This window comes from Marinimicrobium sp. LS-A18 (assembly GCF_000463525.1).
GTDB classification, from domain to species: domain Bacteria; phylum Pseudomonadota; class Gammaproteobacteria; order Pseudomonadales; family Cellvibrionaceae; genus Marinimicrobium; species Marinimicrobium koreense.
Genome location: NZ_AWEP01000005.1, coordinates 617455 through 643454, shown reverse-complemented (window position 1 = coordinate 643454; position 26000 = coordinate 617455). Strand labels below are relative to the sequence as shown.

The 26000-nt window shown below is 57.7% G+C and carries 22 protein-coding genes; 15 read left to right on the top strand and 7 right to left on the bottom strand.

The genetic code is table 11. The annotated features are described in order from the left end of the window. Positions 1 to 43 precede the first annotated feature (43 nt). On the bottom strand, positions 44 to 382 hold the full coding sequence (locus N645_RS0110685; protein WP_024461504.1) for a GrlR family regulatory protein: 339 nt from the start codon (positions 380 to 382) through the stop codon (positions 44 to 46). A 253-nt stretch (positions 383 to 635) separates the two neighbouring features. On the opposite strand from N645_RS0110685, the gene N645_RS18345 reads away from it, so the two are divergent. Next, positions 636 to 818, top strand: a complete 183-nt coding sequence (locus tag N645_RS18345; protein ID WP_024461503.1) for a phage integrase N-terminal SAM-like domain-containing protein — start codon at positions 636 to 638, stop codon at positions 816 to 818. Positions 819 to 1200: 382 nt separating this feature from the next. On the opposite strand, the gene N645_RS0110670 is transcribed toward N645_RS18345, so the two are convergent. The 4 genes from N645_RS0110670 to N645_RS0110655 all read right to left on the bottom strand — a co-directional run bounded on the left by N645_RS0110670 (position 1201) and on the right by N645_RS0110655 (position 7325). Further along, the gene (locus tag N645_RS0110670; RefSeq protein WP_024461501.1) at positions 1201 to 2031 is read right to left on the bottom strand and encodes a class I SAM-dependent methyltransferase; all 831 of its coding nucleotides are present in this window, start codon (positions 2029 to 2031) and stop codon (positions 1201 to 1203) included. Between the two features lie 250 nt (positions 2032 to 2281). After that, a complete protein-coding gene (locus N645_RS0110665; protein WP_024461500.1) occupies positions 2282 to 3862 on the bottom strand; it encodes an ABC-F family ATPase in 1581 nt (526 codons plus the stop codon). Between the two features lie 128 nt (positions 3863 to 3990). Next, complete coding sequence (gene pta, locus N645_RS0110660; protein WP_024461499.1) at positions 3991 to 6126, bottom strand: phosphate acetyltransferase; 2136 nt, start codon at positions 6124 to 6126, stop codon at positions 3991 to 3993. 5 nt (positions 6127 to 6131) lie between these two features. Then, a complete protein-coding gene (locus tag N645_RS0110655) occupies positions 6132 to 7325 on the bottom strand; it encodes an acetate/propionate family kinase (RefSeq protein ID WP_024461498.1) in 1194 nt (397 codons plus the stop codon). Positions 7326 to 7739: 414 nt separating this feature from the next. On the opposite strand from N645_RS0110655, the gene ahpC reads away from it, so the two are divergent. From ahpC to N645_RS0110605, 10 genes are all read left to right on the top strand, one after another. After that, the gene (gene ahpC / locus N645_RS0110650) at positions 7740 to 8306 is read left to right on the top strand and encodes an alkyl hydroperoxide reductase subunit C (RefSeq protein WP_024461497.1); all 567 of its coding nucleotides are present in this window, start codon (positions 7740 to 7742) and stop codon (positions 8304 to 8306) included. A gap of 108 nt (positions 8307 to 8414) precedes the next feature. Next, on the top strand, positions 8415 to 10013 hold the full coding sequence (gene ahpF / locus N645_RS0110645) for an alkyl hydroperoxide reductase subunit F (protein WP_024461496.1): 1599 nt from the start codon (positions 8415 to 8417) through the stop codon (positions 10011 to 10013). Between the two features lie 188 nt (positions 10014 to 10201). After that, on the top strand, positions 10202 to 11209 hold the full coding sequence (locus N645_RS0110640; RefSeq protein ID WP_024461495.1) for an NAD(P)-dependent alcohol dehydrogenase: 1008 nt from the start codon (positions 10202 to 10204) through the stop codon (positions 11207 to 11209). 125 nt (positions 11210 to 11334) lie between these two features. Then, entirely contained in the window at positions 11335 to 12573 is a 1239-nt protein-coding gene (locus N645_RS0110635) for an EAL and HDOD domain-containing protein (RefSeq protein WP_024461494.1), read from the top strand. A gap of 94 nt (positions 12574 to 12667) precedes the next feature. Continuing rightward, positions 12668 to 13021 carry a hypothetical protein gene (locus N645_RS0110630; protein ID WP_024461493.1) on the top strand — a complete coding sequence of 118 codons (354 nt, stop codon included), beginning with the start codon at positions 12668 to 12670 and terminating at the stop codon, positions 13019 to 13021. A gap of 212 nt (positions 13022 to 13233) precedes the next feature. Beyond that, positions 13234 to 14484 carry a TolC family protein gene (locus N645_RS0110625; RefSeq protein WP_193744969.1) on the top strand — a complete coding sequence of 417 codons (1251 nt, stop codon included), beginning with the start codon at positions 13234 to 13236 and terminating at the stop codon, positions 14482 to 14484. Then, positions 14481 to 15599 (top strand): efflux RND transporter periplasmic adaptor subunit, encoded by a 1119-nt coding sequence (locus N645_RS0110620; RefSeq protein ID WP_036160842.1) that lies wholly within the window; start codon positions 14481 to 14483, stop codon positions 15597 to 15599. The genes N645_RS0110625 and N645_RS0110620 overlap by 4 nt, the downstream gene beginning before the upstream one ends. 15 nt (positions 15600 to 15614) lie before the next feature. Next, entirely contained in the window at positions 15615 to 18722 is a 3108-nt protein-coding gene (locus N645_RS0110615; protein WP_024461490.1) for an efflux RND transporter permease subunit, read from the top strand. A gap of 9 nt (positions 18723 to 18731) precedes the next feature. Beyond that, positions 18732 to 19073 (top strand): P-II family nitrogen regulator, encoded by a 342-nt coding sequence (locus N645_RS0110610; RefSeq protein WP_024461489.1) that lies wholly within the window; start codon positions 18732 to 18734, stop codon positions 19071 to 19073. A gap of 64 nt (positions 19074 to 19137) precedes the next feature. Next, the gene (locus N645_RS0110605) at positions 19138 to 20016 is read left to right on the top strand and encodes a cation diffusion facilitator family transporter (protein ID WP_024461488.1); all 879 of its coding nucleotides are present in this window, start codon (positions 19138 to 19140) and stop codon (positions 20014 to 20016) included. A gap of 77 nt (positions 20017 to 20093) precedes the next feature. Here N645_RS0110605 and N645_RS0110600 read toward each other — a convergent pair whose 3' ends face one another. Next, positions 20094 to 21479, bottom strand: a complete 1386-nt coding sequence (locus N645_RS0110600; protein ID WP_202960787.1) for an ATP-binding protein — start codon at positions 21477 to 21479, stop codon at positions 20094 to 20096. Positions 21480 to 21517: 38 nt separating this feature from the next. Beyond that, positions 21518 to 22198, bottom strand: coding sequence for a response regulator transcription factor (locus N645_RS0110595; protein ID WP_024461486.1), 681 nt, complete (start codon positions 22196 to 22198; stop codon positions 21518 to 21520). Between the two features lie 162 nt (positions 22199 to 22360). Between N645_RS0110595 and N645_RS0110590 the strand changes: the two genes are divergently transcribed. From N645_RS0110590 to N645_RS0110575, 4 genes are read left to right on the top strand one after another with little or no spacing between them, the layout of a single operon-like run. Beyond that, positions 22361 to 23014: a thermostable hemolysin gene (locus N645_RS0110590; RefSeq protein ID WP_024461485.1), complete on the top strand. Its 654-nt coding sequence runs from the start codon at positions 22361 to 22363 to the stop codon at positions 23012 to 23014. A 10-nt stretch (positions 23015 to 23024) separates the two neighbouring features. Next, a complete protein-coding gene (locus N645_RS0110585) occupies positions 23025 to 24542 on the top strand; it encodes an AMP-binding protein (RefSeq protein ID WP_024461484.1) in 1518 nt (505 codons plus the stop codon). Positions 24543 to 24547: 5 nt separating this feature from the next. Further along, positions 24548 to 25240 (top strand): TenA family transcriptional regulator, encoded by a 693-nt coding sequence (locus N645_RS18175; protein WP_024461483.1) that lies wholly within the window; start codon positions 24548 to 24550, stop codon positions 25238 to 25240. Next, complete coding sequence (locus N645_RS0110575; RefSeq protein WP_369755407.1) at positions 25137 to 26000, top strand: SDR family oxidoreductase; 864 nt, start codon at positions 25137 to 25139, stop codon at positions 25998 to 26000. Before N645_RS18175 ends, N645_RS0110575 begins: the two co-directional genes overlap by 104 nt.

The window sequence follows — 26000 nt, the reverse complement described above, 5'->3', positions numbered from 1 at the left end:
GTCCGGCGCGTGTAACGCGCGAACATAATTTGCTTGTTAGCGATTATGGGAGCTCGGCCCTACGAGTCAATTTTACACCTATTTTCATAGACGGATTTTCAACCATGTGCCCCTGCAAGATGAACTCTTTATGCTCTTTGTCCGGAGTTCCCGAGAGTTCCAAATTAAATTCGTTAATATCCCCAAAAATAGACTGGAGCAGCTTTCTATCATTCGTGCACTTTATTCTGGCTGTAACATTTCCGTTGCTGGATTCATATGAGCCTATAAAGACAAATGATGAGTCTCCCCCAAAAACTCTCCCTGTTTCAAGTACGGCAACCCCAAAACCACCATCATTCGAGTTTGAAACAAATTCGATTCCGTATAGTGCTTCTATCATTGTTCTCTCCGATTTTTACTAAGTAGTGCTAACAGTATTGTTAGACGGAAAATTTCCCTATTTAAACCCGGAAACTTTCCGTCTATCACATTTGGCTGTTTTTATATCATGCTCTACAGGTCGCGTCACTCATGACTTAGAACGTATAGCAATAAAAACGGTAGCATAAAATGCGGAAAATTTCCTCGTGTGCGATATTATATGGAACCATACTGGTTGGATAACCAGTTGACAATCAATTACAGGATGTTTAGTGCGCCATTCTCCTTTTCTACAAAAAGTCAGCGATGAAATGATGCGTCGCCGGTATGCCAAGCGCACCATTGAAACTTACATACACTGGATCAGACGCTTTATTCTTTTTCACCAGAAGCGACACCCCGAAACCATGGGGGATGCTGAGGTAGAGGCATTTCTTGACCATTTGGTATTGTAGCGCGAGCTTGCTGGAAGCACGCAGGGGTTGGTATTGAATGCGTTATGCTTTCTCTACAAGGAGATACTGGATCGACCGCACTCGGGCAATTTGACGTTCGTGAAGAGTCAGCGGCCTCGAAAGCTTCCGGTTGTGTTGACAGAGGATAAGGTTGGCCGGCTGTTCGACGCTATCAATGCGGACTATTTCCTGCCCGCTGCTCTGATGTACGGCAGCGGTCTCCGGTTGATGGAAACGGTGCGCCTGCGCGTCAAGGATGTTGATGAGACAGCGGTTCAGAAGGCAATGCGGTGCGAAGCCCGTTTTCCCGGTTTGGGGCGTAGGCATAAATCCGAGTAGCGGAACCCAATGGGTGCCCTGCGGGATTACAAACTCCGACCTTCTAATTGCTTGGCTTTCTGAACTTCAGCACCATCCGGTTGGCTTCGCCGATGGACAGATACTTTTCTTTGTCTTTTTCATCTCCCATCAAGGAGGGAGGTAAAGACCAGATTCCTTGCGGATGATCGGCAGTATCCTTCGGGTTTAGCAGCAGGTCGTTTTTGCCTTCAAAGCTGAATCCGGTTTTCTCGGCCAAAGTTAACCATAGTTGCTCGGGGACGTAGCCTGATTTCTCCCAATCCGTATCCAATGAGTCGTCTGGCAGGCGCGGCGCCACAACTCCCAATACTCCGCCGGGTTTGAGCGCCTGATAAAAGTTGGCCAAGGCGTGATTCATTGATTTCTCGCCTTCAAATACATAAAGCTGGTTGCGAACAGAGAGCACCACATCAGCGCTCGCTGGCGGCGCAATAGCGATATCGGCCAGTGGGGCAAACTCGGTGAGTATCACATTGTCGTAAACCGGGTGCGACTCAAGTTTTTCCTGGTATTCACTCCGTGCTTTCTGCATATATTCGGCGTCCAGAAGACTGAACTCGTCAGAGAAGTGGGCAGCGTAAAGTTTGCCTTCTTTCTCCAATAATGGCGCCAGGATCTCGGTATACCAGCCAGAGCCCGGCCACACTTCAACGACGGTACTTTGCGGCGTAACTTCAAAGAACGTCAGTACCTGTTCGGGCTTGCGCGCTGAATCCCGTGCTTTGTTCTCTTCCGTGCGAACCTCATGTCGCAAAGCTTGGGTGATACTGTCATTGTCGGCAAAGCTGGTGTGGCTTGCCAGAAGAAACAGGCTTGCGCAAAGTAGTTTGATGCAGGGTAGCTTGATCAGCATGGCCAGATCCTTTTGTGGTGTATATTCATTATTGAGAGTGAATGAAAATGCACTTTCATCCGTTTTTTTATTGCCTGATTCCCTCAGGTAGGGTGTGTCTGTATTCAACCGGAAGACTGCCGTCTTGGGCAACGTTATATCATGCTTCAGACGGCGAGTTACGTCCTGTTTATACTGTATCGCTATAAGGCGCGAGGATAATATTCTGGAGTGCTCTTTTTGATGGATGCGGTGGCACCGCGTGGGTGCCCTACAATCCCTGACTGCGCAGATACTCTTCATAGGAGCCGTGGAAGTCCACCAGTCCATCCGGCTTCATATCGATAATCCGGGTCGCCAGTGAAGACACAAATTCCCGATCATGGCTGACAAAAATCAGCGTTCCCGGATAATTCTCCAACGCCAGGTTCAGCGCCTCAATGGATTCCATATCCAGGTGGTTGGTGGGTTCGTCCATCAGCATGACGTTGGGGTTGAGCAGGGTCAGTTTGCCGAACAGCATCCGACCCTGTTCACCACCGGAAATCACCTTTACCGATTTTTTCACGTCGTCGTTGGAAAACAGCATGCGCCCCAGGGCGCCGCGCACCACCTGTTCATCACCGGTGGTCCACTGTTGCATCCATTCAAACAGTGTTGCCTCGTAGGCAAAATCATCGGAGTGGTCCTGTGCCACATAGCCCACGTCGGCCTGTTCGGCCCACTTGATGGTGCCCGAGTCGGCAGATACGTCTCCGTACAGGCAGCGCAGTAGTGTGGTTTTCCCTGCTCCGTTGGGGCCGATGATCGCGACCTTTTCGCCCGCTTCAATACTCAGGCTCAGATCTTCGAACAGTGGCTTGTCAAAAGCTTTGTTGGCTTTTTCCATGACCACCGCCAGACGGTGCAGCTTCTTGTCCTGGGAAAAGCGGATAAACGGGCTGACCCGGCTCGAGGGTGGAATGTCTTCCAGTTTGATCTTTTCCAGTTGCTTGGCCCGCGAGGTGGCCTGCTTGGCTTTCGAGGCGTTGGCAGAAAACCGGCTGACGAAGGACTGCAGATCGGCGATCTGGGTTTTCTTCTTGGCGTTTTCGTTGTGCAGCCGTTCGCGAGCGGCGGTGGAGGCGATCATGTAGTCGTCGTAGTTGCCCGGATAAATGCGCAGCTCGCCGAAATCCAGGTCCGCCATATGGGTGCAGACACTGTTCAGGAAATGCCGGTCGTGGGAAATGATGATGATGGTGCTGTTGCGCTGGGTCAGAATGCCTTCCAGCCAACGGATGGTGTTGATGTCCAGGTTGTTGGTAGGTTCATCCAGCAGCAACACGTCGGGATCGGAGAACAGTGCCTGGGCGAGCAGCACCCGCAGCTTCCAGCCGGGGGCGATGGCGCTCATGGGGCCGGTGTGCTGTTCTTCCGGAATTTCCAGGCCCAGCAGCAGCTCTCCGGCGCGGGCTTCGGCGGTGTAGCCGTCCAGCTCGGCGAACTGCACTTCCAGTTCCGCCACCTTCATGCCGTCGTCTTCGCTCATTTCCGGCAGGCTGTAAATGCGATCGCGCTCGGCTTTCACCTTCCACAGTTCGGTGTGGCCCATGATTACGGTATCCAGCACCGTGTATTCCTCAAAGGCGAACTGATCCTGGCGCAGCATGCCCATGCGCACATTGGGCTCCAGCATCACCTGGCCGCCGGAGGGCTCCAGGTCGCGGCCGAGAATTTTCATGAAGGTGGATTTGCCGCAGCCGTTGGCGCCGATCAGGCCGTAGCGGTTGCCGTTGTTGAATTTGACCGAGACGTTCTCGAACAGGGGCTTGGCCCCGAACTGCATCGTAATATTGGCGGTAGAGATCACAAAGGGGTCCAACTGGGAGGTGTGGGCGCCGCAAGCGCGGTAGGGAGGGCGCAAAAGGAGCGCAGTCTACCGGATACGGGCGCCCAGCCCAAGCGGATTTGCCGGGGCGGGACGCCAGGCTGGCGGAATCAGGCGCTGGCCTGAATGGCGGTCAGGGCGATGGTGTACACAATGTCGTCCACCGAGGCCCCCCGGGACAGGTCGTTCACCGGTTTGCGCAGGCCCTGGAGCATGGGGCCGATGCTCACCAGGTTGGCGCTGCGCTGGACCGCCTTGTAGGTGGTGTTGCCGGTGTTGAGGTCGGGAAAAATGAACACGTTGGCCTTGCCCGCCACCGGGCTGTCCGGGGCTTTGCTCTTGGCCACCGAGGGCACGCTGGCGGCGTCGTACTGCAGGGGGCCGTCGATCACTAGGTCGGGGCGTTTTTCCCGAGCGAGGCGGGTGGCCTCGCGCACTTTTTCCACGTCGCTGCCGGAGCCGGATTTGCCGGTGGAATAACTGATCATGGCGATGCGCGGCTCAATACCGAAGGCGATCGCTGAGTCGCCAGACTGGATGGCGATATCGGCCAGCTCTTCGGCGTTGGGGTCCGGGTTGACGGCGCAGTCGCCGTAAATGACCGGCTGATCTGGCAACAGCATGAAAAAGATGGAGGACACCAGCGCTGCGTCGGGTTTGGTTTTGATCAACTGCAACGCGGGGCGGATGGTGTTCGCCGTGGTGTGCACCGCACCGGAGACCAGGCCGTCGACATCGCCTTGGGCGAGCATCATGGTGGCCAGCACCACGGTATCTTCCAGCATGGCCTCGGCCATGGGCTCGGTCAGCCCCTTGTGTTTGCGCAGGGTCACCATGGGTGCCACGTAATGGCGGTACACGGTTTCGGGGTCGATGATCTCGATATCCTCGGGCAGCACCACGTTGTAGCTGGCCGCCACGCGGTGTACTTCATCCGTTTTGCCGAGCAGTACGCAGCGGGCGATGCCTTTCTGGTGACAGAGGGCGGCGGCCTGAACCGTGCGCGGCTCGTCGCCCTCCGGGAGCACAATGCGCTTGGGGTTGGCGCGGGCACGCTGCACCAGTTGATAGCGGAAGGCCGGAGGGGACAGTCGCTTTTCCAGCCGGACATGGGTCCGCTCAATCAGCCAGCGGGCATCCAGGTCGGCGGCGGTGCTGTCCATCACATTGTTGATGCGTTCGATATCGTCCGGCGGTACTTCGGTGTTCATGCTGTTCAGTTGTTGCGCCACCTTGAAGGTGTTGCCGCCCACCAGCAGTACTGGCAGGCCGGTTTTCAGGGCGGCCTGACACAGCGCCATGACGTTCGGGTCGGGATGCAGGCTGCCGGTAAGCAGAATGCCCGCCAGTGGCACCCCGTTCAGGGCGGCCATGCAGCTGGCCACCAGAATGTCTTCCCGGTCCCCCGGAATCACCACCAGGGTGCCGGCCTTGAGGGTCTGCAGCATGTTTTTCATGGTGCGTGCGCAGACGGTGATGTTCTGCACCCTGCGCTCGAGCAGTTGCCCTTCGTTGATGATTTCGGCATTGAGGTAATCACACACATCCCGGGTGCGGGGTGCCACCAGGTGGGGTTGCCAGCGAATCGCGCCCAGGCAGCGGAAGTGCTGCTGGGAGAACACCGGAAGCGAGGCAATGATGCGCTCCAGTCCGATGTTCTCCGGCTCTTCGCTGGTAGGCTCCTCGGTGGCCACCACCTGTTGGTACTCCAGGTCCGGCGCACCCACCTTGTTCAGGACGCAGCCGAGTAACCGGGGATTGTTGAAGCCGCCGAACAGGCTGGCCGCCATTTTGATGCGCTCGTTCAGCTGTGCCGTGCTGTCGGCGTTTTTGGCGGCCACCAGGATGATATCGGCATCCAGCGCCTTGGCCATGTCCTGGTTCAGTCGATCGATGTAGTTGTTGTCCGCCAGCGGCACCAGCCCCTCCACAATCACCACTTCGGCATCGCCCGCGGATTGCTGATATACCTGAATGACGTCTTCCATAAACGCATCGGCATCGCCCTGGGCGAGCTTCTGTTGGGCATCGCTCAGGCGCAGCGGCTCGGCTGGCTTGAGGCCCAGTGTGGCCTGGGCCATATGGGTGGAGCGCTCGGGCCCGCGATCGTTACCGGAGCGCTGGGCAATGGGCTTGCAGAAGGCGACTTTGACGCCGAGCTGATCCAGTGCCCGAACCAGACCCAGGGACACGGAGGTCAGGCCGGTACCGACGCCAGTGGCGGTAATGAAAAAGGTGTGCTGCACAGCGGTTACCCCACGCCTGATGACAGATGAGTGAGTTGAAAAGCATCGTTGGCGATCATCCACTCTTCGCGGGTGGGAATGACCACCGCGGTGGTGGTGCCTGGGGCGTTGATGCGGCCCCGGTCGTCGCCGTGCTGCCTGTTAAGGGCAGTATCACATTCAAAGCCGAACAGGGGCAGGCGTTTCAGTACCTGCTCGCGCACCGGGGCGGCGTTTTCGCCAATGCCCCCGGTAAAGACCAGCGCATCCAATCTTGGCAGGCTCGCGGCGAGCGCACCGATCTGCCGCGCCAACCGGAAACAGAACACCTCAATGGCCCGCTGGGCATCGCCGTTGCCGGACTGGGCCGCTTCAGTGAGAGTGCGCATATCGTTGGACAGGGCCGACAGGCCCAGCAGCCCGCTTTCCCGGTTGAGCATGGCGGTGATTTCCGCCAGTGTCAGCCCCAGCTTTTCGGCCAGAAATTCATGCAGGCCCGGGTCCACATCCCCGCTACGGGTGCCCATCACCAGCCCTTCGAGCGGGGTCATGCCCATGGTGGTGTCTACCGACCGACCATTGTGGATGGCGGCGGCGCTGCAGCCATTGCCCAGGTGGGCGGTAATCAGGCCGTGATCCTGCGGGTCGAGTTCCAGGCGGTGAACCGCTTCGCCCGCTACGTATTGATGGCTGGTGCCGTGAAAGCCGTAGCGGCGCACGCGCTGCTCCCGGTACAGGCGAATGGGGATGGCGTAGAGATAGGCTTCGGGCGCAAGGCTCTGGTGAAAGGCGGTATCGAACACCGCCACCTGGGGAACCGACGGGTAGAGTCGCTGCATGGCCCGGATACCCAGCAGGTTGGCCGGGTTGTGCAGTGGCGCAAGGCTGGCGCAACCCTCGATCCCCTCAATGACCGCCTCATCAATGACCACCGAGCCGGAAAACGCTTCGCCGCCGTGAACCACCCGGTGACCGATGGCGACCAGGGTGCCGACGTCATCCAGCAGCGAATGCACCTCGCGCAAGGCACCGTCATGGCCCTGGTCCGGAATCGCCCGGTGCTGTTTGGCGCCCTCGCCTTGCCAGCTCATCAGCGCCTCCGGTGATCCCAACCGCTCGGCCAGACCGGCGAGGACTTCGCGGCCCGTGTGCATATCAAACACCGAGAATTTTAGCGATGAACTGCCTGAATTGATCACCAGAACGGGACTGCGAACCATGAACGACTCCGTGACTGTGGCTATTGCCACAGTGTAGCGGCTCCGTGGTTTGAAGGGGAGTCAGCCAATGGGGGTAGGGTGGTCGGATGTTTTTCGGAGTTGAAGGCTTGTTCGTGGTTGCCCAACGTGTGGTTACGGCGGATGCGGGCTTCGCCCTTATCCGCCCTACGCCAACTTCGGCAGGTTACATGGCCGCGCAGAATGCGGGTAGCACGGCAGGTCGCGTAGGGCGGATAAGCGCAGCGCATCCGCCGTAACCAGGGCGACACAAAGCCATATTTATTAACTATTAAACCCATATTGCCAATAGCTATCACACTCATTAATATATAGAATTTCTATTAAAAGACATTTTTTAATAGCATAAGCCTCGTATTAGGTTTTCCCTTAAATCCACTCAACGAGGAGCTTTGAATGTCTCGCTATATTGAATCCGACCTGAAACCCTTTCACGCCCAGGCTTACCACAACGGTGAGTTCGTCAAGGTTTCTGATGATGATGTGAAGGGTAAGTGGGCCGTATTCTTCTTTTACCCCGCCGACTTCACCTTTGTGTGCCCCACGGAGCTGGGCGACCTGGCGGACAACTACGCTGAATTCCAGAAGCTGGGTGTCGAGATCTACTCGGTGTCCACCGACACCCACTTCACCCATAAGGCGTGGCACGACTCCTCCGAAACCATCGGCAAGCTCCAGTTTCCGATGATCGCCGACCCGACCGGTCAGATCAGCCGCAACTTCAACGTGCTGATTGAAGAGGAAGGCATCGCCGATCGCGGTACTTTTGTGATCGACCCCCAGGGCAAGATCCAGATCGTGGAGATTACTGCAGGTGGTATCGGCCGCGATGCGTCCGAGCTGCTGCGTAAGATCAAAGCCGCCCAGTACATCGCCGCTCACCCGGGCGAAGTGTGCCCCGCCAAGTGGAAAGAAGGTGAGGAGACTCTGGCTCCGTCACTGGATCTGGTCGGCAAGATTTAATCCCGACCCGTTCATTGTTTGATCATTGCTTAATCACGCCTTAGGCCCATCTTCGGATGGGCCCTTTTTTACCGAATCCGTTAGACCGAATTTTTTAAGGACACACTGATGTTGGATGCAACGCTGAAACAGCAACTGGACACCTACTTGCAGAAGATCGTCAATCCGATCGAGATTCGTGTGTCCGGTAATGAAACCCCCAAGTCTTCCGAGCTGGAAAGCCTGGCGAGTGAAATCGCCGAGCTGTCCGCCAAAATTGAACAGCAACCCGGTAACGGCAAGCGCCGTCCGGCCATGGCGATTGCCCCCGCCGGTGAAGAACCCCGGGTAAGCTTCGCGGGTATTCCCATGGGGCACGAATTTACTTCGCTGGTATTGGCGCTGCTTCAGGCCGGCGGTCATCCGTCCAAGGCCGACCCCGAGGTGCTGGAACAAGTGCGTCAGTTGGAAGGCGAGTTCCATTTTGAAACTTACATTTCCCTGTCCTGCCAAAACTGCCCGGATGTGGTTCAGGCCCTGAACCTGATGGCGACCCTGAACCCGAACATCACCCACGAGATGATCGATGGCGGTCTGTTTCAGGAGGAAGTGGAAGAGCGCCAGGTGATGGCGGTGCCCGCTGTCTATCTCAATGGCGAGCACTTCGGTCAGGGCCGTATGACCCTGGAAGAGATCGTCAACAAGCTGGACACCGGCGCGGCCGATCGGAAAGCCGCTGCGCTGAGTGAGCGCGATCCCTATGATGTATTGATCGTCGGTGGTGGCCCCGCCGGTGCCGCCGCGGCCGTTTACGCGGCTCGCAAGGGCGTGCGCACCGCTCTGCTGGCCGAGCGTTTTGGTGGCCAGGTGATGGATACCATGGGCATTGAAAACTTTATCTCGGTGCCCTATACCGAGGGTCCGAAACTGTCCGCCGGATTGGAGCAGCACGTCAAGGAATATGGCGTGGACATCATCACCGAACAGCGTGCGGCGAGCATCGCCCGGCACAAGATGATTGATCTGGAACTGGAAAGCGGCGTGACTCTGTCGAGCAAATCCGTGGTGTTGGCCACCGGTGCCCGTTGGCGCGAGCTGGGCGTGCCCGGCGAAGCCAAGTACCGGAACAAGGGCGTCGCTTATTGCCCGCACTGTGATGGCCCCTTCTTTAAAGGCAAGCATGTCGGGGTGATTGGCGGCGGTAATTCCGGCGTCGAAGCAGCTATTGACCTGGCGGGCATTGTCGAGCATGTGACCGTGTTCGAATATGCCGACACGCTCAAGGCGGATGAGGTATTGCAGCGCAAGGCGCGATCCATGCCGAATGTGACCATCATCACCAGTGCCCAGACCACAGAGATCAACGGCGATGGCAACAAGGTCAACGGCATCACTTACACCGACCGTCTCACCGGCGCGAGCCAGACCATTGAGTTGGCCGGGGTGTTTGTCCAGATCGGCCTGGTGCCCAACACTGAATGGCTCAAGGGCAGCGACCTGGCGTTGAACCGCTTTGGTGAAATCGAGATCGACGCCCGCGGTGCGACTTCCATGCCCGGCGTGTTTGCCGCGGGGGATGCCACCACGGTGCCGTACAAGCAGATCGTGATTTCCATGGGCGCCGGTGCAACGGCCGCGTTGAGTGCCTTTGATCACCTGATTCGCAGTTCGGTGGAAGAGGAAGATGATGCGGCGGCAACGGCGAAAGCCGAAGCTGTCACGGCGTAGGTTCACTTACGGTAACGGCGGATGCGCCTTCGGCTTATCCGCCCTACGCCTGGCTCCGAGGTACCCGTAGGGCGGATAAGGCCAAAGGCCGCATCCGCCGTCACCCAACACTTCCTCCATCTCCCAACCACACCCACCTCCCCATACGCTACACTGGGATCATTCATTTCAAATCGAAGGAGTGCCCCATGAAAACCATCGCGGTACGCAACCCTGCCACGCTCGAATCTCTGGAACTTCAAAACCGCCCGGACCCGAGCGATCCCGGCCCGGGTGAAATCCGCGTGCGCCTGCACGCCAGCTCCCTCAACTTTCACGACCTGAGCGTGGTCACCGGCATCATTCCCACCGAGGATGGCCGTATCCCCATGTCCGACGGCGCGGGAGTGGTGGATGCCGTGGGGCCGGAGGTCACCGAGTTCCAACCGGGCGATCATGTGGTGTCCACCTTCTTTCCTCAGTGGCTCTCGGGTCCACCCCGTATTGGTGACTTCTCCACCACCCCCGGCGACGGCATTGACGGTTATGCCCGGGAGTCGGTGGTGCGCCCGGCGCACTATTTCACCCTGGCCCCCAAGGGCTACAGCCACGAAGAAGCGGCGACCCTGACCACTGCCGGCCTCACGGCCTGGCGCGCTCTGGTCGTCGATGGTGGCTTGAAAGCGGGCGAGACGGTGCTCACCCTGGGCACGGGCGGGGTATCGATCTTTGCGGTGCAGATGGCCAAGGCCATGGGAGCGCAGGTGATTGCAACGTCGTCCTCCGATGCCAAGCTGGAAAAGCTCAAGGCCCTCGGTGCCGATCATGTGATCAACTACCGGAACGATCCCGAGTGGGGCAAAACGGTGCGCAAGCTCACCGACGGTCACGGCGCCGACCACATCATCGAAGTGGGTGGTCCGGGAACCCTGCCGCAATCCATTAACGCGGTAGCGATTGGCGGGCATATTGCTTTGATCGGTGTGCTGACTGGCGTGGCCGGGGATATTCCGACCGCACGGCTGATGGCGAAGCAGGCCCGGTTGCAGGGCCTGATTGTGGGCAGTCGCGCCGATCAGCAGGCCATGGTCCGGGCGCTGGAAGTGCTCAGCTTCAAGCCAGTGATTGACCGATCATTTGCTCTGGAAGATATCGCTGACGCCTTTCGGTATGAACAGTCGGGCCAACATTTTGGCAAGATCACCGTGACGATCTAGTCGTGCTGGGTGGTCCGGGGCACCTCGAGGGCACCCCTGTTAAACTTACCGACACCGGGGCGACAGGGGTGGGTCTGGCACGTATACTCACATCGTCAAGACAACGATTACATTAGAGTTTCCCAATGGCGAATGGCCCCGACTTGCCGGCAGACGATTCCGACAGTGAACTGAATGTTCTTCTGGCCGCGCAGCCCATATACGACCGAGAGAATGCAGTGGCCGGTGTGGAGCTGCTGTATCGAAACGATGAGGGCCAGACCGCCTTTGATGTCGGTGAGCGCAACGCGACCAACGAACTGTTGTTCAACTTCTGTACGGGCGTCAGCGATCAGATCAAGCGCTACAAGGCCCCGGCTTTTATCAACGTGTCCCGCAGCTTTTTGTGTTCCGGTGCGTTTCTGCCCATTGACCCGGGTCGGGTCGTGGTGGAATTGGTGGAGCGTATCGACCCGGACGCGCAAGTGATCGAAGCGGTTCGGCGTTGGCACCAGCGCGGATTCAGTTTTGCGCTGGACGATTTTGAGTTCAAGCCCGAATGGGAACCTTTGTTGCGTATGGCATCCATCATCAAAGTGGATGTGGAGAAAACCCCTTTTCATCAGGCGCTCACCTATCGCAAACAGTTGTCCCACTACCCGGTGCGCTGGTTGGCCGAGCGAATTGAAACGCCGGAGGATCATCAGCGTTTTTACGCCGCCGGGTTTGATCTGTTTCAGGGCTACTTCTTTGCCCGACCGAAAATCATTCACGGAAAGAAACTCAGCCCCGCCGCCTTGAATGTCGCCCGCCTGATCGGGCTTCTGTACGCACTTGAACCCGACATTGATCGCATTACCCAGGTCTTGTCCGAAGACCCGATGCTGTCGGTGAGTCTGATCCGGATCGTCAACAGCCCTCTGTACAAAACCCGCCAGGAAGTCAGCTCGCTCAAAGAGGTGGTCATGCGCATGGGTATCCTGGCGATCCGTCGTTGGGTGTTGCTGATCTCTTCCCTGCAGGGCAGCTCACCGGAAAAAGTCCGGTTGATTCTGGTGCGCGCTCAGGCCTGTGCCGCGCTGTCTGAATACTACCGGGGTAAACCGCTGGATTCCGGGCGGGCGTTCCTGGCCGGGTTGCTGTCCGGGGCGGATGTGATGCTGGGCGTTGATCTGCCGACGTTTCTGAATGCGCTGGATATTTCCAGTGATGTGAAAGCCGCCGCGTTGACCCGAGAGGGCGGTCTTGGAAAAGTGGTCGATGTCATCGAACGATTGGAGCGTCGCCTCGCGATGAAGCAGGATCTGTCTACCGTCAACCGAACCCTGGTTCGGTTGTATGAACAGAGCGCACAGAATGTGCAGGCGCTGTTCAACCATGTCTGATCGGAACTTTGCCCGTCATTGAGTGGCGTGCAATGAGCTATTGACCGTGTGGAGTGCTTGTCGTCCTTGGTCGTTAGCAGGTAGACTCCGTGACATGAAGAGAAGCTCCCTGATCCTGTTTCTGATGTTGGTGGCTGTCGCGAACCTGGTGTTCGCGGCGGACTGGCATGAGTTGGTGAGGGGAGATGCAACGGCATTGGAGCAGATCGCGGTTGCGGATAGCGCCGTCGATGCCGATCACTCAGAACACGCTCACTCCGAACATTCTCATCCCCCGGGTGGAAGCTGCGTTCACGCCCACAGCTGTCACGCCAACGCTCATCTGTTCTTTGTCGCCACTGGTGACTTTGGCTCCCTCCGGCCGACCGGTCACCGCTGGCAGGCGGAGCATTTGCCCCTACCTCCGCAGTTCTTTATGGCACCCGATGTGCCACCTCCCATAGCCTGATTTGACACCTTAGTGATCAAGCGTTGACTTGTTGGCCCGGCGATTCGTCCGGAATGAGTCGGCCCGTGTCTATTTCTGAATCATCAGGCAGGTAACACATGTTTCTTTCTCTATTTACCCTTCCGTCAAGGCGGAGGGGACTATTCGGGGTCATTGCGCTACTGCTGGCCTGGGCCGCTGTGCCCGCTAGTGCGGCGCCAAAGCCTCTGTCCTTGAATGAAGCCTTGGCTTATACCCTGGAGCGCCACCCCGAGTTGGCGCAGTTTCCCTATCGTCGCCGAGCGGCTGAAGCCCGTGAACTTCAGGCGGGCTTGAGGCCCAACCCGGAGCTGGCCGTGGAAGTGGAAAATATCGGCGGCAGCGGTCGTTTTAGCGGTACCGACTCGGCCGAAGCCTCGCTGGTGCTGAGTCAACTGATCGAGCTGGGAGGTAAACGCGGCCAGAGGGAAGACGTTGCGCGCTATCGCACTGACCTGGTTGATAGTGAGTACCGTCAGGTTCGCTGGCAGGTCCTGGCGGAAACGGTACGTCGCTATCTGAGTGTCGCTGAAGCCCAGGAGAACATCCAACTGGCCGAACTCTCTTTGGCGTTGGCACGGGAAAGCCGGGAAACCATCCAGCGGCGCGTCCAGGCGGGAACCACCAGCGATGCGTCACTTCAGCGTTCGGCCATTGCGGTCACTCGGGCGGAGCTGGCCCTTGAGTCGGCCCAGCAGCAGTTGGCGTCGGCCCGAGTCGAGCTTGCCGCGCAGTGGGGCGAGACCGAACCGGATTTCGAACGGGTTCGCGCCGCGCTTTACGACCTGGTGGCGTTGCCGGAATTCAGCCGGGTCCGCCGTCACCTGGAAGACTCTCCTCAGCTGTCCCGCTATATCACTGAACGGCGACTGCTAGAAGCGGAACTGCAGTTGGCCCGGGCCCGTGGCCGGCAGGACCTTCGTGTCGGAGTCGGCGTAAAGCAGGTGCGGGAAACCGACGACCACGCCTTTACCCTGAGCCTGTCAATGCCGCTTGGCGTCAGCGATCGGAACCAGGGCGAAATCCGGGCCCGCCGGGCCGAGTACGAGCAACTGGCACTGGAAGAGAAAGCCACTCGGGTGCATTTGATGGCCCGAATCCAGCGGCTGTATCAGGAGTTGGAAGTGTTTCGTAGCACGGCGCTTCGCCTGCGAGGCGAGGCATTGCCTTCCGCGCGCGCCGCCCTTGAGAGCATTCGCCGTGGCTATCAGGAAGGGCTCTATACCTACCTGGAGTTGGTGGATGCCCGGCAAGAGCGCCTGGCGGTAGAGCGCGATGCGCTCCAGGCGGCCGTCAACTTTCACCAGACGCTGGTGACTCTCGAACAACTGACTGGCACGGGTTTGACCGGGCAATGGAGTCTGACTCCCGACTCAATAGAAGGGGTCAGTGAACCCTACGAACCCGAAACCCGTTTTACTAAAGAACAAGCAGGTGAATCATGAAGCCGTTAGCATCCGTCTGGATTTTTATGATCAGTATCGCGCTGCCCTTGTCCGGGGTGAGCATCAATGCACAGGCTCAGCAAACCGAGCACAACGATCACGAGCACGAACAAGCGCAGGAAGGAGAAACCCATAACGAAGAAAAGCACGGCGAGCACGAGGGCCACGGTGAGGAGGAAAACCACGGTGAGCGGGAATCTGATCACCAAGCCCATGGAGAAGGGGAAGAAGCCCATAATGAAGCGGGCGGAGGAGCCCACGAGGAGCATGGCGGGCATGAAGGCCACGAAGAGCAAGGAGCCTCGGTTGATCCCGAAACGCTCCGGGCGTTGGGTGGAGAAGTGAAAGTTGCAGGCCCCGGAAGAGTAAGTCAGACCGTGTCTCTGCCAGGAGAAGTTCGCCTGAACAAAGAAGCGGTGGCTCAGGTTAGCCCTCGTTACCCGGCCCAGATTGTTGATGTCAGTGCCCGGATTGGTGATTCCGTTGCGGCCGGCGATACCCTCGCGGTTGGCGAGAGCTCCCAGACCCTGCAGCGCTTTCCGCTCAAGTCCCTGATTCGCGGCACGGTCATTGATCGCTCCGCAACACTGGGTGAACAGATTCAACCCACCGACGCCGCGTTCGTTGTGGCGGACCTTTCCACGCTCTGGGTCGATATTGCGCTCTACCCACGGCAGATTGGGCGTGTGGAGACAGGTCAGCCGGTGCGCCTCAGCACGGCGTTCGGTCCCGAACCGGTCAACGCCCGGATCGATTATCTCGATCCCATGGTCAGCGAACAGCTGCGCACCGGCCTGGCCCGGGTATATCTTGATAACACGTCCGGCCAATGGCGCCCCGGCATGTTTATTGAGGCTGAGGTGACGCTGACCGAGACACAGGCCGAGGTGGTGGTCCCTCAGACGGCGGTCATCGAATATCAGGGCCGCCAGGTGGTTTTTGTACGGGAGGGGGAGCGTTGGCACCCCCGGCCCGTCACTCTGGGTGCAAAAGATCGGGACCAGGTGGTCATCCGGTCCGGCCTCACTTCCGGTGAACAATACGTCGCAAAAGGCGGCTTCACGCTGAAAGCGGATTTGCTCAAGAGCGAATTCGAATCGGGCCACAACCACTAGCATTCGGAGGTTTTTATGCAAGCGATTATTCGAGCGGCGTTGCAAAACCGGCTGCTGGTGGTGGTGATTGCACTGGCCGCAGTGATTGGCGGTTATGCCGCTTATCGGAGCCTGCCGGTGGATGCCTACCCGGACATTTCACCTTCGTTGGTACAGGTGTTTGTAGAGACCGAAGGGCTCGCGCCGGAAGAGGTGGAAAAGTATGTGACCTACCCCCTGGAAAGCGCCATGAACGGCTTGCCGAAGCTGGACCACGTTCGGTCAGTGTCGAACTTCGGCCTGTCGGTGGTGAACATCTATTTCGAGGACGGCACGGACATCTACTTCGCCCGACAACTGGTCAGTGAGCGGCTGCAACAGGCCAGAGAGGCCATTCCGAACGGGTTTGGTGAGCCGGTCATGGGGCCGATTACCACCGGTCTGGGACAGATTCTGTTCTATGTGCTGGAAGATACCAGTGGTGAGTACAGTCGCACCGAAATGCGGGAAATTCAGGACTGGATCGTCAAGTTCAACCTGCAGACGGTCAAGGGCGTGACTGAAGTGCTGTCCATTGGCGGTAACGTCAAGCAGTTTCAGGTGCGAATTGATCCCGAGGCATTACTGCGGTACGACATTTCTTTACCGCAGGTCAAGCGCCGGATCGAGGCGAATAATGCCAATGCGGGGGCTCAGTTTATTATTCAGAACGACGAGCAATATATTGTTCGCTCCGTGGGGCTGGCAAAAAACCTGGATGACCTTCGCAATATTGTAGTCAAAAGCGTTGATGGTATACCCGTCTATCTGCATCAGCTGGGCGAACTGGCCATTGGTGGTGAAATCCGTCGCGGGTTGACCACCAAGGATGGTGAAGGCGAAGCCGTGGTGGGGATGGTGTTAAAGCTGATTGGCGCCAACACCTCCAATGTGATCGGTGCGGTGAAAGAAGAGTTGGCGACGATCAATGCCAACTTGCCGGAAGGGATCGAAGTCAGCCCCTACTACGATCAGGCGCAACTGGTCGAAGCCGCTGTTTCCACCGTGACCAATGCACTGCTTCAGGGTATTGTTTTGGTCGCGATTGTCTTGCTCGCCTTTATGGGGGGCTGGCGACCCAGCCTGGTAGTGGCCCTGTCCATTCCGTTCTCGGTTTGCCTGGCGTTGATTGCCATGAAGTGGTTTGGTATCTCCGCAAACCTCATGTCTCTGGGCGGTCTGGCCATTGCCATCGGCATGATGGTAGACGGCGCCGTGGTGGTGGTCGAGAACATCGACCGACTGTTGCGCGAGTCCTCCGCGGATGAGTCGCGCCTGCACATTGTGGCCCGGGCCAGTCAGGCGGTAGCGCGGCCCATACTCTTTGCCATCAGCATCATTATTGTGGTGTTCCTGCCCCTGTTCAGCTTGCAGGGGGTGGAGGGGGCCACGTTCCGGCCGCTGGCGTACACGGTCTCTCTGGCCATGGTGGGCTCGCTGATTTTCGCTCTGGTGGTGGCTCCGGTGGTGGCCTCTTTGATCATGCGTCGTCCGAAGTCAGAACAGGCGTCGGACGAGCCCGGTGGTTTGATCGGCTTGGTTGCCCGTGGTTACCGACCGCTATTGCAGGGCGTTATCCGACGCCGCTGGATTGGGGTGACCATCGCGGGACTGGTACTTGCCGTCGGTGTAGCTGTTGGGCCTCGTCTTGGCTCCGAGTTTGTGCCTCGATTCAACGAGGGGGATCTGCTGATTCGGGCCACTATGGCGCCCTCCATCTCGCTGGATAAGGCCAAACAGTCCATGACGCTGTTTGAACGTCAGTTGCTGGAGCGTTTCCCGGAAGTGACTCAGGTCGTGACCCGGATCGGCCGCGGTGAAGTCGGTGCGCATGCCGACCCGGTAAACAGCGCGGAGATCTTTGTCGGACTCAAACCCAAGGAGCAGTGGCAGACGGCGGAAACACTCGATGGCCTATACTCCGCAATGAGCGCCGAGTTTGAAGACTTCCCCGGCACCAAGTTCAACTTTACCCAGCCCATTGCCGCAGCGGTGGATGAGTTGCTTACAGGGACAAAAGCCGAGCTGGCCGCCAAGCTCTTTGGGGATGATCTGAGTGTTCTGGATCAGAAAGCCACGGAAATTGCCGAGGTGATGCGTCAGGTCTCTGGTGGGGAAGACGTGCAGAAGGACCAGGTGGGAGGCACACCCCAGGTTCGCATCGAACTGGACCAGGAAGCCATTGCCCGCTATAACCTGAATGTATCGGATGTACAGGAAACCATCAGTATCGCCATTGGCGGGGACAGCGCCGGTCAGGTGTTCGAGGGTATCCGTCGGTTTGATATCTATGTGCGCCTGAAAGAGTCCTCAAGAGACCGAACGGAAGTGATTCGGGATCTGAAAGTTCGCAACGAACAGGGCCAGCAGATTCCTCTCAGCGAGCTCGCCAGAGTGGAAGAGGTGGTTGGTCCACGACAGGTTACCCGGGAAAACAACCAGCGCTTTATCACCATTCAGGCCAACGTCCGGGACCGGGATATTGGCTCCTATGTGGCCGAGGCGGATCGAATGATTGCCGAGCAGGTGGCTCTTCCGCCGGGCTATTTCCTGAAGTGGGGCGGCCAGTTCGAACTTCAGCAGCAGGCCAACAAGCGTTTGATGGTGGTGGTGCCGATCACCCTGGCGCTGGTATTTTTCATGCTGTACGCCAACTTCGGTTCGCTGCGCAATGCGCTGTTGATCATGCTCAATATTCCTCTGGCCTTGGTTGGCGGTATTGTATCGCTGTGGCTGGCGGGGCTGAGCCTATCGGTGCCGGCGTCCGTGGGCTTCATTGCCCTGTTCGGTATCGCGCTTGAAAACGGCTTGGTGCTGGTCAGCTACCTGAATGAGTTGGTGCGCGATGGTGTGCCCATGGCGAAAGCCTGCGTTCAGGGCGCGATGGCGCGTTTGCGCCCGGTCATAATGACGGCGGTCACCACCGGACTGGGCCTGGCGCCCCTGCTGTTTGCTACAGGCACGGGCAGCGAAGTGCAGCGACCGTTGGCGGCGGTAGTGATCGGTGGCCTGGTGACCGCCACCATTCTCACGCTGGTGATTCTGCCAGCGCTGTATCCCTGGTTCGCCGATCGTGCGAATGGCGACGACCAGGCAACATCTTGAGGTGACACCATGCAAGAGATTAAAGCTTATATAAAGACACGTAGGCTGGAGTCAGTGACGTTGGCCCTACACCGCCTGGACGGCATCACCGGGATGAGCGTGTCGGACGTTCGAGGGTTCGGACGCAGTAAGGCGCACAGCAGTGCAACGCACCCGATTGCGGGTGCGTCGGAATTTTCCGAACACGTGAAACTGGAAATTGTGTGCCAGGATCACTTGGTGGATGACGTGGTGGAACTGCTGAAAACCGAGGCTCATACTGGGCTTAGGGGCGATGGTCGCATTTTTGTGACCGACGTGCGTCGTGCCGTCCGCATACAGGATGGAGTGGAAGGCGACTCGGTGGTTTGATCCAGGCCTGAGCCGGTCGCCGTGGCGACCGGCAATTTCTTTTTCTTGGAGGAGGGGAGGGTAGATGCACGATCATGGTCACAGTCATGGAGACGAAGGTGCGCGCATCGGCTGGGCGTTTTTCCTGAACGTTGGCTTTACCATTATTGAGTTTATCGGTGGTGTACTGACTAACAGTACTGCCATCATGGCCGATGCCGTACACGATCTGGGCGACTCCTTGTCTATCGGGTTTGCCTGGTTGCTGGCCCGGTTGAGCAGTAAGCAGGCTACGGCCAGCTTCACCTACGGGTATCGTCGTTTCTCCTTATTGGGCTCTTTCATAAACGCCTTGGTACTCATTGTCGGTTCGGTGTGGGTGCTCAGTGAAGCGATTCCCCGGCTCAATGATCCGCCTATGCCGATGGCAGGGGGCATGCTGGGGATGGCGGTCTTTGGTGTGCTCGTCAATGGTTTTGCCGCCTACAAGCTCAGCAAGGGTAAGACGCTGAATGAACGCGTCCTGAACTGGCACCTGATGGAAGACGTATTGGGCTGGGTCGCCGTTTTGGTGGTAGCGATCATTCTGATGGTCGTCGATTGGCCGATTCTTGACCCATTGCTTTCTATCGGCTTTACGTTGTTCATTCTCTTCAATGTGGGTCGCAATTTCTGGCAGACAGTCAGACTGTTCCTGCAGGCGTCCCCAAGTCCAGAGTTGAAGCAGTCCGTAGAACAAACCCTGCGTTCGCTGCCGGGCGTCGAGGACCTGCACCATTTGCATCTTTGGTCGTTAGATGGGGAGCGTCATGTGTTGTCCGTGCATCTGAGAACCGGGGCGCTGAACAGCGTTGAAGACCAGAAACAGTTGAAGCATGCCATTTCTCACGCCCTTTCCGAGTATGAGTTGGCACATACAACGGTTGAGCTGGAGTTCGATACAGAGCCATGTAGGGATCGTTGACTATACCTCCCTCTCGGTCTCAATCATTGGGTAACGGTGCTCTGTTAGCAATTGACTGAAGCCAGGAAGTGATCCCCCTATGTTGGAGACGATGGGAGCCAGACTACTGCACATAACCCCGTTCGACGGTCGGAGCGCTCCTCCAGTGTCAATATGCCGCCGTGGCGTTCGGTAATTCTCTGGGCGATTGCCAGGCCGAGGCCGGCTCCGGAGCCCTGGCGCTGGTCGAGGCGGACGAAGCGGTTGAGCGCCTTGTTTCGATCCTCTTCCGGTATGCCCGGGCCATGGTCGCAGATTGTAAGCTGGTACCCACCGCGAGTCGGGCTTAATGTGAGTGTTACTTCACTGCTCTCAGGCCCGTACTGTATGGCATTGGCCAGTAATGAGCGAATCATGGTGTTGATCAGCGTGGGGTTGCCCATAATCCAGGCTTCGCCATCTGTTTCGAGCAACTGCAGCTCAATCTGCTTTTCCTGAGCTAGCGGGTAGACATCCGCCACGCTCTGGGCAACCCACTCTGACAGGGATAGGCGTTCCGGATGGTCGTTGAAATCAGAGTCGGCTTTACTCAGGACCAGCATCTGATCCACCAGGTGGGCCATTCGGTCTAGTGACTGCAACAGCTCATTGACCAACGTCGGGGAGTCTTGGCTGATGCTCTCCAGTTGCAGGCGCAATGCCGCCAGTGGTGTTCTCAGCTCGTGAGCTGCATCGGAGGAAAAGCGACGTTCCCGCTCGATCGTCCGGTTAAGGCGGGTCAACAGTTGGTTCAGCGCTGTGACCAATCCCTCCACTTCCTGAGGGACGGTATTCGATGGTAAAAATCTGTCGGTGCCCGGTCCCAGGCGGGCGGCGATGGATTGCAGATGGCGGAGCGGGCGGAAGCTGGTACGGACCGCCCACAGTGTCGCGACGATAAAAAGAGGCAGCGCAAAAGCAATAGGAAGAACATTGCCCAGGGCAAGGTGGCCGCTCAGTTCCTGCCGAATATCTTCGCGCTGTACGGAGCGAATCCAGAATCCGTTTTTCTCATCGTGTAATGTAAATGTGCGCCACCGGTAGTCGGAATGGCTGAGCCACCCAAATCCTGTCTTGTCGGGAGCACGGGTATCCACGACCCCGAACTTGTTCGGTAGAATCGGTTGGCCGGTTTCAGTCCAGACCTGAAAAGAAATTTTCTTTTCGTATCGGTGTCCGAGGCCGCCGGATAGGATCTCGTCCTCACGACTTTCGAACCAACGCTCTTCCGGCTCTGAGGTGTCCGCGGTTAGCGCCAGGGGGTCCAGAGTCTCACTCAGCGTATGTTGTAACTCCTGCCGGCTGCGATTCTCTGCCAAGTGACGAACGAGGCCCTCAACAATTCGGGTATTCTGAGCCAACTCCGCATCAAACAGTTCCTCCAGCTCGTGGCTGCTTTGCCAATAGCTCCAGGTCGAGGCCAGGGTAACAATAATCAAGGTCATTGCTGTATTCAGAAGGATGAGCGTACGAGTCAGTGACATCATCCAGCGTCCTTTGCGGCTTCGCTATCCAGGGTGTACCCAACGCCGCGTACCGTGCGTATCACGGATTTACCCAGGCGCTGGCGAAGGTGGTGAATATGTACCTCAAGCGTATTGCTCTCTGCGCCTCTGTCCCACCCATAGAGTACTTCCTCCAGCCGTCGCCTTGTGGCCACTCTGTCCGTGTTGCGCATCAGTACCTGCAGGATCTGAAATTCGGCTTTGGGTAGCTGGAAGCGCTTTTCCCCCACCTGAAGCTCCGCATGGTCCAAATTCAGGCGAATGGCGCCCGTTGTCAGGACGTTGTTGTCGGTATAGCCGTCGGTGCGCCGGATAACGGCTCTCATTCGCGCTTCAAGTTCTGCCATTTTAAATGGTTTGGTCAAATAATCGTCCGCTCCGAAATCGAGCCCTTGCACCCGGTCATCCAGCTCTTCGCGAGCGGTGAGAATAATAATGGGGGTTCGGCATTGTGCCTTTCTGGCTTGCCGAACAATCTCAAGACCATCCAGCCGAGGAAGCGTCAAATCAGCAATGGCAATATCAAAGGTTTGATCTTTCAGGGCATTCAGCCCCTTCCTGCCGTCATTGATCCAGTCAACCTGGTGCTGTGCCTGCTCTAGCATGCGGACCATGGTTTGGGCGAGCATCGAGTCGTCTTCAATCAGCAATATTCTCATGGTCCTCCCGCAGCAGCGTTGCGCCTGGAAATGGTGGATGCCCCCAGTGTGGCAGAGTTTTCTTAATTCTGGCTTAAGAATTCAGGGGGCATTGTTTAAGCGTTAATTAAGATAGCACCCTTAGCATGAGCAGGACAGAGTGCCTCACTGGAGTTTCATTTGATGTCATCTTCCTGCTTGTTGCCGTTAAAAGTGGACCTGTTCGATCCGTCCGTCACAGAGCTGATGCCCGTGGGGGACTGGAAACTGTGCTCGGTAGATCCCGAATCACGGGCCACAGACGCTATTGCCTTCTTCATCGAACAGCGCTTTCGTGCGGCGTATGGGCGTTGCCCGTCGCTTGTTGTCCCCTCTCCTCTGATTCTTGTCGCCCGGTCCGGGCTGGTCATGGCCGCGGTGGGCACACGGCACGCGGCAGATCAGCCTTTGTTCCTTGAGAATTATCTGGACCATCCCATTGAGCAATATTTACCTCCAGGCGCCCTTGGCCATCGGGAAGGGGTCGTGGAGATCGCTCACTTGGCCGGCGCCGTTGAGGGCGTCAGTCGATTGTTCTTTCCCGCGATTGCTCGATGGTTGGTTACCCAAGGTGTCGAATGGATCTGTTTTACCGGAACTCAATCGATCCGGCTGAGTTTCACAAAAATGGGTGTTAAACCGAGGGTACTCGGCCCAGCTTTGCCCGAGCGGCTGCAGGGGGCGGCGCAAGATTGGGGGGCGTATTACCAGAACCGCCCCGAAGTGGTGCTGGCGCACGTTCCCAGTGGTGTCGAGGCAATGCGGCACACCGGTTGGCTGGAAAAAACCACGGTCTGAGGTAGTCACTATGAATGAATTACTTGAGCGCTTGGCCCGGTGGTCTTTGTTGCACCCGAGCCGGGTGGCGCTTCGCGACGAAGATCAGACGGTGACTTACCGACAGTTATGGAACCGTGTGCAAGGGGTTGCGCAGGCAATTATGGATTTGGGCGTTCAGCGACTTGGCCTGGTGGGTGACAACTCGGTTGCCTGGGTCGTAGCCGATTTGGCCTGCGTTCGTGCTGGGGTTGTCTCGGTGCCCGTTCCGACGTTCTTCTCGCCGTCGCAGCGTCAGCATCTTGTCGAAACGGCAGGATTGGATGGGATTCTGCTGTCCACGGCCGATGTGCGGGCTGACGAGGTGGCCGAGACGGTTGGCGGTGGCCTGTGGATTCATCGTCTTCCCGTTGAGCGGGAACTGTCAGTGTTACCCCCGGGCACGGTGAAAATCACGTTCACTTCCGGCAGTACCGGCACGCCCAAAGGGGTCTGTTTGTCCGCTGCACAACTGGGACGCACGTTGCGGGCTTTGGACACCCGGTTGAGCCAGCTGGAGCTGCCGCAGCATCTTTCGGTTTTACCTTTGGCTACGCTTCTGGAAAACGTCGCGGGCGTGTATTTGAGTCTTTATCGAGGCGCTGAGGTGTCCGTTCCGGGACTTGCCAGCCTGGGGTTATCCGGTAGTAGTGGCATGGACTCACAGCGCTGGCTTTCAGAGCAGAATCGTTGGCAGCCAACATCGTTGATTCTGGTGCCGGAGTTGACACGAGTGCTGATCGAGGGCGCGGAGTCGGGCGCACTCCAGCACCGGGGTTATCGCTTTCTGGCCGTTGGTGGTGGGCGCGTATCGCCCTCGCTACTGCGCCGAGCGGAGGAGCTGAAATTGCCGATGTTCCAGGGCTATGGGTTGTCGGAGTGTGGCTCCGTGGTAGCGCTGAACGCACCCGCAGATAATCGTATCGGTTCGGCGGGCCGCGTTCTGGACCATGTAGATGTCCATGTTGGCCCCGGTGGTGAACTGCAGATTTCTGGCAGCAGTTTTCTAGGTTACCTGGGAGAAACGCCCGTGGATGAATCGCATGCGGTAGCCAGTGGTGACCTGGGTTTTCTGGATCAGGACGGGTTTCTATGGGTGTCCGGACGGAAGAAGAACCTGCTGATCACCGGTTTTGGGCGCAATATCAGCCCGGAATGGCTGGAGGCGGAACTGACCCAAAGTGCCGGTATGGCGCAGGCCCTGGTGTTCGGTGACGGGGAGCCCCACCCATTGGCGCTGCTGTACCCGGGACCAACTGACAACGGTGTGGAGGATTGTCGTCAGGCGATTGAGGCACTCAATGCAAATCTGCCTGACTATGCGCGCTTGAGTCACGTGTATCTGTTGCCTTGCCCGTTCCAGAACATAGATTCCATCACAGTCACACCCAACGGCCGGATCAGGAGGACACTGGTGCTGGAAAGCCTGGAGTCCTGGCTGGCGAGTGCCGAATGTCTTTCCACTCGATCCATTGAACAGCCTCAACCGAGAATGTTCGCCCAGGAGTAATCACTATGACTTTTTTTGATGAACTGCAAAATGCTTCCGAATTTGGCCGAAAAACGCTTTTCGAGGCGCCGATCTTCAGTGCCATTGAGGATGGTCGTTTCGATATAAACAGCTACACCTATTTTCTGAGTCAGGCTTACCATCACGTAAAACATACCGCGCCTTTGATGATGGCCTGCGGTGCCCGCTTGCCGGATCGATTGGAGCCGGTGCGTAAAGCACTGGTGGAGTACATCGAGGAGGAGTATGGCCACCACGAGTGGATTCTCAATGATCTGAAAGCTTGTGGTGTCGACCCGGATACCGTTCGTAACGGTCAGCCCGATTTGCCGATCCGGTTGATGGTGGCTTTTTTGTACGACCTGATCAACCGAGGGAATCCGGTGGGGCTATTTGGCATGGTACAGGTGCTTGAGGGAACGAGTGTGGCCGTGGCAACGCCGATGGGAGAAAAAGTGCAGCGTACTTTGAACTTGCCGGATACTGCGTTCAGCTACCTGTACTCTCATGGAAGCCTGGATCAGGAGCACTTTCAATTTTTTAAAAGCCTGATGAACGGCATCACTGAGCAGGAAGACCAGCGGGCGATCGTTGATGCGGCCAATGTCGTTTATCGGCTCTATGGGGATATGCTCAGAGATGTTCCATTGGCGTCACCGGCTGATCGGATCAGGGAGGTGCGTCGTGGTCTGGCGTAATCAGCGTTGGCTCATACTGGGAGCCTCCGGAGGAATCGGAGAGGCGCTGGGAGAGCAAATGGCCCGCAAAGGAGCTCGCCTTCTGCTCGCAAGCCGGTCGCCCACGCCCTGCCGTGCAGAAGGCTTTACTTACGTGCGGATTGACCTTGCGTCGGAGGATGTCGAGGCCCAAATGGCGGACATCTGTCAGCGCTACCCAGACATCGATGGCGTAATTCACTGCGCCGGTCAGGGCCTTTTCGCGGCCGTGGAGCAGACTCCGCTCCAGGAGCTGGAGCGGTTGTGGCGAGTGAACCTTCGTAGTGCTTACGCCGTGGCCCGCTGCTTTTCGAGCTACTTTCGTCAGCGCGGCCATGGTGAATTGGTATTTATTGGTTCCACGTTTGGAAGTATTGGCTTCCCTGGCTACTCGGCCTATTGCGCGACCAAGTTTGCCCTGCGGGGCCTGACCGAAGCATTGCGCCGGGAGTGGGCAGACAGTGGAATTGCGGTACGTTATATCGCCCCTAGAGCGACCAAAACGGGTATGAATTCCCCGGCTGTTGTAGCCATGAACCGGGCGCTGGGGAACCGTTCTGACAGTCCGGAGGCCGTTGCTTTCGCGATTGTACGGACGATTGAGCGAAAGCGTGGGCGACGGTATCTGGGGTGGCCTGAACGGCTGTTTGTGGCTGTTAACAACCTTATCCCGGCGGTGGTGGATACCGCGCTACGCCGAAAACTGTCCATTATTCAATCGTATCTCAAATCGGAGTACTGA